This window comes from Sulfurovum sp. bin170, from assembly GCF_010892395.1.
Lineage (GTDB): Bacteria > Campylobacterota > Campylobacteria > Campylobacterales > Sulfurovaceae > UBA1140.
The window spans coordinates 1-5,826 of the sequence record NZ_JAACKB010000395.1; the positions used below are offsets into that span (position 1 = coordinate 1).

Genomic DNA, 5,826 nt, shown 5'->3' on the forward strand with positions numbered 1-5,826 from the left:
ATTTAAGGAAGACAGGGGAATTTCGGATGATGAGTGGAGAGAGATTACTGACTTTGCTGGGGTTGGGGAGTAATTTGGGGTTTTTCCGTAGTTTTCAGCAAAATAGATAAAGCCTAATATTACAGAAAATCAACAACCACCCCCTAAAGGTTGTCTAGTGGTTGTCTTGCTGTAAACTCCGAGCTTTAGGTATATTTACAACCCCCAACCTTTATTTTTCAGTTTGAGGGTTGTAAAAGAAACAAAAGCACAAAAAACACATACTTAGCACATAAAAAGAAACACTTTATGCTTTTTATATAAGCCCTAAATTGTGGGCTTCAAAGGTATTTTTTACTAAAAAAAGAAACAAAGCAACACTTTTTTTAAAAATGTTTCTTTTTCGAGTAGCTAAAACTATCAATTTTTATTTGAACTTTGCACTGTATACTTTTCTTTTTGTGCTCATCACTTACCCTTCTCTTTTTCTAATTTTACACTTTTAGAATAAAAATATTTTTTTATTGGTTCTTTTATTGGGGTACATTATATTTTTTAAAGTGACTACTAATAGTACTACTCTTTTACTTAGATGTGACTACTACATATTAGACTAACTTAAACAATAAGTAGGGTTAAGATGATTATTTTATGGTAATTCTTAGAGGGTATTAGATGAAGTTAGATTAAATATTGGTGGAGACGAGGGGAATTGAACCCCTGTCCTAAAATAGCTAGTGTTATGACTCTACATGTTTAGTCGGTGATGTTAAATCTCATCTTGCTTTGCACAACACCCAAGGCTACACAAGACCAGCTAGGATTCTCACACTATGGCATAGCTTCCATAGAGCATAGTCATCAGATGTGATACCTCAAAGTCTGATTAAGATGACACTCATCAGCGAGGCAGTCCTCCGCAGAGCGGGGTTATACTTACGCTACTGCGTAAGCTGGACGGTAATCTGTATTGTTTGCGTTTATTCGCGTTTGAGCCGTGTAACGGAGTTGCCCAGTCCGACATGCACATAACTCCGACTACTCCAGTCGAAACCAAGTCATCCCCAAATTCTCGTAGATAAAAACTATCTACAGAGGAATATTCATTATAGCACTAAATGCTAACTTTGTCAAGCCAATAATTTTCCTATCTTTTGAGTAATATCCTCAATCTCCATCTCTCTCAACTCTTCACTCTCTTGAAGTTTCAAAACCTCTTGGTTTAGTTCTTCAACTTTTTTCTTTGTGGATGCCAACTCTTGTGAAAGCATAATATTTTCATCTTTGATTCTTGTGTATTTCTCTACAATAAGTGATATTTTTGCACCTAACTCTTCTAAAGCTGTTTGATTTCTCATGTTTTGCTCCTAGTTTTTAATTTTAATATTATATTAATATTATAGCGTTGTTATCTTAGATTATAACATAATTCCCAACTATTCGTTAATTTTCTCTTTAATCTCTTTAGCTAGTTTTGATACTTTATCAATTTTTTGGCTACTACTCAACTGCTCATCTAACAACACTTTTATAAATGCCGAACCAACAATAACCCCATCAACACCTTCTGCTTTCTCTTTGGCTGTCTTCTCATTAACTCCAAAACCAACATAGACAGGTGTATCTGTAAACTCTTTTATATCTGTTATTATAGGTTGCAAATCTTCACTCTCTCCTGAGCCAGTAATTCCTGCATAGGCTACAAGATAGATGAACTTTTGTGCATCTGTTACTATCTCTTTGATTCGCTCTTTGCTATCTGTTGGGGCGATAAAGTCGATGAGATTTAGACCAGCCTCTCTTATCATAGGTTGATATGGTTTTGCCTCCTCATATGGCAAATCAGGGATGATAAATCCATTTACACCACTGCTTTTTGCTTCTGAAATAAACTTCTCTACTCCTTTATGATAAAAAGGATTGAAATATCCCATCCACAGAGTATCTATGTGAGGAGCTATCTCTTTTGATACATCAAATAGATGCTGAAGTCTGAAACCATTTTGCAAAGCTTTTAGGTTTGCTTTTTCTATAATTGGACCATCAGCGACTGGGTCAGAGAATGGAATACCAAGCTCCAATGTATCAACACCAGCCTCAGAGAGTGCCAATGCCATATCAACTGTGAAATTGAGCGTTGGGTAACCTGTAGTAATATATGCAACTAAATTTTTCAATATAAACTCTTTTCTAAAATAATATCGGTATTATACATTTTTTTGATAAAATTACTAAAAACTTGAGGTAGATAGATCATGAGTATTCATACAGACAAAATTGCTAAAAAAGTAACGCTTACTACAATTGCAAAGATGAAAGGCGTAGAGCCTATAACGATGGTCACGGCATACGATGCCCTATTTGCAAAGCTATTTGATGGCAATGTTGATATGATTTTGGTGGGGGATAGCCTAAATATGAGTTTTTTGGGAAAAGAGGATACCCTTTCAGCTACGATGAATCAGATGATTTACCATACACAAGCGGTCTGTAATGGTGCAACACTTCCTCTAATCGTACTAGATATGCCATTTGGCTCCTATACCAATCGAGAAGATGCCGTAAGAAATGCTACACGAGCCTACCAAGAGACCAATGCACAAGCTGTCAAGATAGAGGGTGGAAAAGAGAGAGCCAATATAGTTAAAGCATTAACTGATAACTCTATCGCTGTCTTGGGTCATATCGGACTGATGCCACAGTTTTTACGCTCTGATGGTGGGTATAAGATTCGAGGAAAGGATAAAACCGATATAGATAGCTTGATAGAGGATGCTAGAGCATTGGAGTCCGCAGGAGCATTTGCTATTGTAGTGGAGGGTGTAAAATCAGAAGCTGGAAAAGCGATAACGGACGCTGTCAATATTCCAACTATTGGTATAGGTGCAGGGATTGATACAGATGGTCAAGTTTTAGTCTGGTCTGATATGTTTGGATTTTTTGAAGATTTTAAGCCAAAATTTGTTAAACAGTACTCTAAAGGTGCAGAGATTATTCGTGAGAATTTAGACAGATATACAACCGAAGTAAAAGAGAAAAAATTTCCAAGCAAGGAGTTTACATATTAAAATGACAAAAAAAGCTGACTATATAATCGCCATACTTTTTGGATTGGCTCTGCTTGGTGCTTATAGTATCTATCAACCATTTCTTCTCTCAATGGTGGTAGCACTTCTGCTAACTATGGCAACAGCCAATGTGCATCAGAAATTTTCACAACATATCAACTCGGAGAGTATCTCTTCAGCCATACTTACGATGCTACTTTTTATTATACTTTTTGTCCCTATTATCTATTTTACAACCATAGGGGTACAATCTATATCAACTATTGATGCTGATATTATCACCAAAACCACCATCAAAATAAACTATGCTGTTGAGGGGATTCCTCTCTTAGAAGAGTTGGTACAAGAGTATGTTAATAATGATAAAATCTTGGAAACTATTAAAACCTCAACAACTTTTGTTACAAAAGCTGGAACCCAAGGGGTTGATTTTGTAAAAAATGTCTTTTTTGTAATCATCTTCTACTATGTTTTAAATCGATATGCTGATAGACTTTTTGCTCTTATGAAAAAGCTTCTCCCTATGCGTGATGAGGAGGGGAATCAACTCCTTACGGAGATTTCATCAACAATGGAGATTGTATTTTACTCTATTGTGGTTACGGCTATCTTTGAGGGTATGCTTTTTGGTATCATGGCTAGTTTTTTTGGATTTAATGGTCTGCTATTTGGTATGATATATGGTTTTGCTTCACTTATACCCATCATTGGTGGAGCAATAGTCTGGATACCTGTCTCTCTTTTTGCATGGAGTACTTTAACTGCCAATACGGCGATATTTATAGCCTCTTACTCTATCGTAGTCATCTCAATTATCGCCGATACCTTTATAAAACCTATGATTATAAAATATATCAAAGATGACCTGCTTCACAGTTCAGTAAAAATTAATGAGCTGATTATATTTTTCTCTATCTTAGCAGGGATGAGTTCTTATGGTTTTTGGGGGATGATTTTAGGGCCTGCGATTACTTCGTTTTTGATTGCTATCTCGCGGGTTTATATTGAGCTTTATGGGAATAATTCTCATGAAGTTTTTAGCAAATAACGAATATAAAATGTTCGGTGTTACCGAACCTACGCCAAACCTTTTTTTGCTTTTGCCTCGGCTATACCTCTTCTCAAAATTGTATAGCTAGGTAGTTTAATAGGTAAAATAATATCATTTAGGTCTCCACTATGGATGCACTCAAACTCTTTGCCTTTGGTAGAAACTATCTTTTTGAATGTAATAAAAAATAGACCATCTTTCTCTTCTATCTTGCACTCATCGTTCTCCATCTCATTAAGTGTTACACCAACAGGTAGTACTATTTCTATCTTGTCACCCACACAGGTTTTGTCCTTACATTTCCATGTCAAACCATCTTCACTCACTAGAGCTGCTACTTGATGAGTTCCATCTTGGATAGTAAAATTGTGTGACTGGGTATTATTTCTCTCAAAAGGTTTTGAGACTAGATAAGCGTCTGAAAAACCTCTATTTTGTGTAGTATGTAACTCTTTTTGGTATCTCTCTTCTACAAAATCACCTGCATAAAAGTCATCTATAGCATGACGATAGGCTTTGGTTACGACACCTGCATAGTATGGAGACTTGGTTCGCCCCTCAATTTTAAGAGAATCAATCACACCAGAAGCTAAAATTTCATCCACATGAGAGGCCATATTCATATCTTTTGCATTCATAATGTAGGTTCCAATATCAGGCTCTTCATCAAGTCTAAAAGTGGTATTGGTCTCTCTATTGTGTGCATATATATCATAAGGAAAACGGCAATCATTAGCACAACTCCCACGATTTGGTACTCGTCCTGTCTGCAAAGCAGAGACCAAACACCTGCCACTATAAGCAAAACACATAGAGCCATGCACAAATATTTCAAGCTCCAAAGCAGGAAGCACCTTTTTAATCGCTTCACAATCTTTGAGCGAAATTTCACGAGCCACGATGATTCGCTCTACACCCATATCAAAATAGACCTCTGCATCCAAAACATTCATCACATTAGCCTGTGTTGAGAGGTGTATAGGAATATGAGGAGCAATCCTTCTTGCCATCTTCACCACCCCTGGGCTAGAGACGATGAGGGCATCAGGGTTCAGTTCGCTCATCTTGGCGATATGGTTCTCATATAGTTTGAGTTGAGAGTTAAAAGGGAAACTGTTGATAGTGGTATAGACTTTTTTACCCAAAGAGTGAGCATACTCAATCCCTTTGGCATAGGATTCTATGTCAAACTCTTTTCCTGAACGGATACGAAGCGAAAATGTACTCGTCCCTCCATAAACAGCATCTGCTCCATAGGCTAGTGCTATTTTGAGTTTTTCTAAGTTTCCTGCTGGTGCTAATAGTTCTGCTTTTTGCATGAGTTTTCCTGAAGCAAATATTTTATGGAATATTACACTATAAGTAGTAAAGAGTAGATTTTAACGATATAATGCTAAATATTCGAAATTTGGTAATGTATCAATTCCGTTGACAAGCAATAATTAAGGCTACTTTAAAGAAAAAGATTATTTAATTACAGAAAAATGAAAACAATAGAAAAGATGAGAAAGGTAAACAGAGATATTTATGTAAAAACAAGGAGTGTACCCATCAAACATTTTTAATGAACTACACAGATAAAGGAAGAACGCCATATATCAAGAATTTGATTCTAAAAATGGCAGTAAATGGAAGTGGAGTTAGAGATACAGGACGAGTTTTAGAGATTAGTCCAACCACAGTGATAGCAACACTAAAAAAAGCAGATGAACTCATAGATAATGTGAA

At 36.2% G+C, this 5,826-nt stretch carries 6 protein-coding genes and 1 other RNA gene; 3 read left to right on the forward strand and 4 right to left on the reverse strand.

Annotated features, from left to right (window positions below; genetic code table 11):
* Window positions 1-673 precede the first annotated feature (673 nt).
* The 3 genes from ssrA to trpA form a co-directional block, all read right to left on the reverse strand.
* Window positions 674-1,045: a transfer-messenger RNA gene (ssrA, locus tag GSY74_RS09325) on the reverse strand.
* 64 nt (window positions 1,046-1,109) lie between these two features.
* Window positions 1,110-1,337, reverse strand: coding sequence for a hypothetical protein (locus GSY74_RS09330; RefSeq protein ID WP_164664832.1), 228 nt, complete (start codon window positions 1,335-1,337; stop codon window positions 1,110-1,112).
* Between the two features lie 78 nt (window positions 1,338-1,415).
* A complete protein-coding gene (gene trpA, locus GSY74_RS09335) occupies window positions 1,416-2,156 on the reverse strand; it encodes a tryptophan synthase subunit alpha (RefSeq protein ID WP_164664833.1) in 741 nt (246 codons plus the stop codon).
* A 78-nt stretch (window positions 2,157-2,234) separates the two neighbouring features.
* Here trpA and panB point away from each other — a divergent pair, with 78 nt between their 5' ends.
* Together panB and GSY74_RS09345 are read left to right on the forward strand one after the other, a co-directional pair.
* Entirely contained in the window at window positions 2,235-3,047 is an 813-nt protein-coding gene (panB, locus tag GSY74_RS09340) for a 3-methyl-2-oxobutanoate hydroxymethyltransferase (RefSeq protein ID WP_164664834.1), read from the forward strand.
* 1 nt (window position 3,048) lies between these two features.
* Complete coding sequence (locus GSY74_RS09345) at window positions 3,049-4,095, forward strand: AI-2E family transporter (RefSeq protein WP_164664835.1); 1,047 nt, start codon at window positions 3,049-3,051, stop codon at window positions 4,093-4,095.
* A 29-nt stretch (window positions 4,096-4,124) separates the two neighbouring features.
* Here the strand turns inward: GSY74_RS09345 and GSY74_RS09350 are convergent, their stop codons facing one another.
* Window positions 4,125-5,417, reverse strand: a complete 1,293-nt coding sequence (locus tag GSY74_RS09350) for a peptidase U32 family protein (RefSeq protein ID WP_164664836.1) — start codon at window positions 5,415-5,417, stop codon at window positions 4,125-4,127.
* A gap of 245 nt (window positions 5,418-5,662) precedes the next feature.
* Here GSY74_RS09350 and GSY74_RS09355 point away from each other — a divergent pair.
* Window positions 5,663-5,826 (forward strand): IS1-like element transposase (locus tag GSY74_RS09355; protein WP_255494596.1); only part of this gene is annotated, 164 nt, incomplete at its 3' end.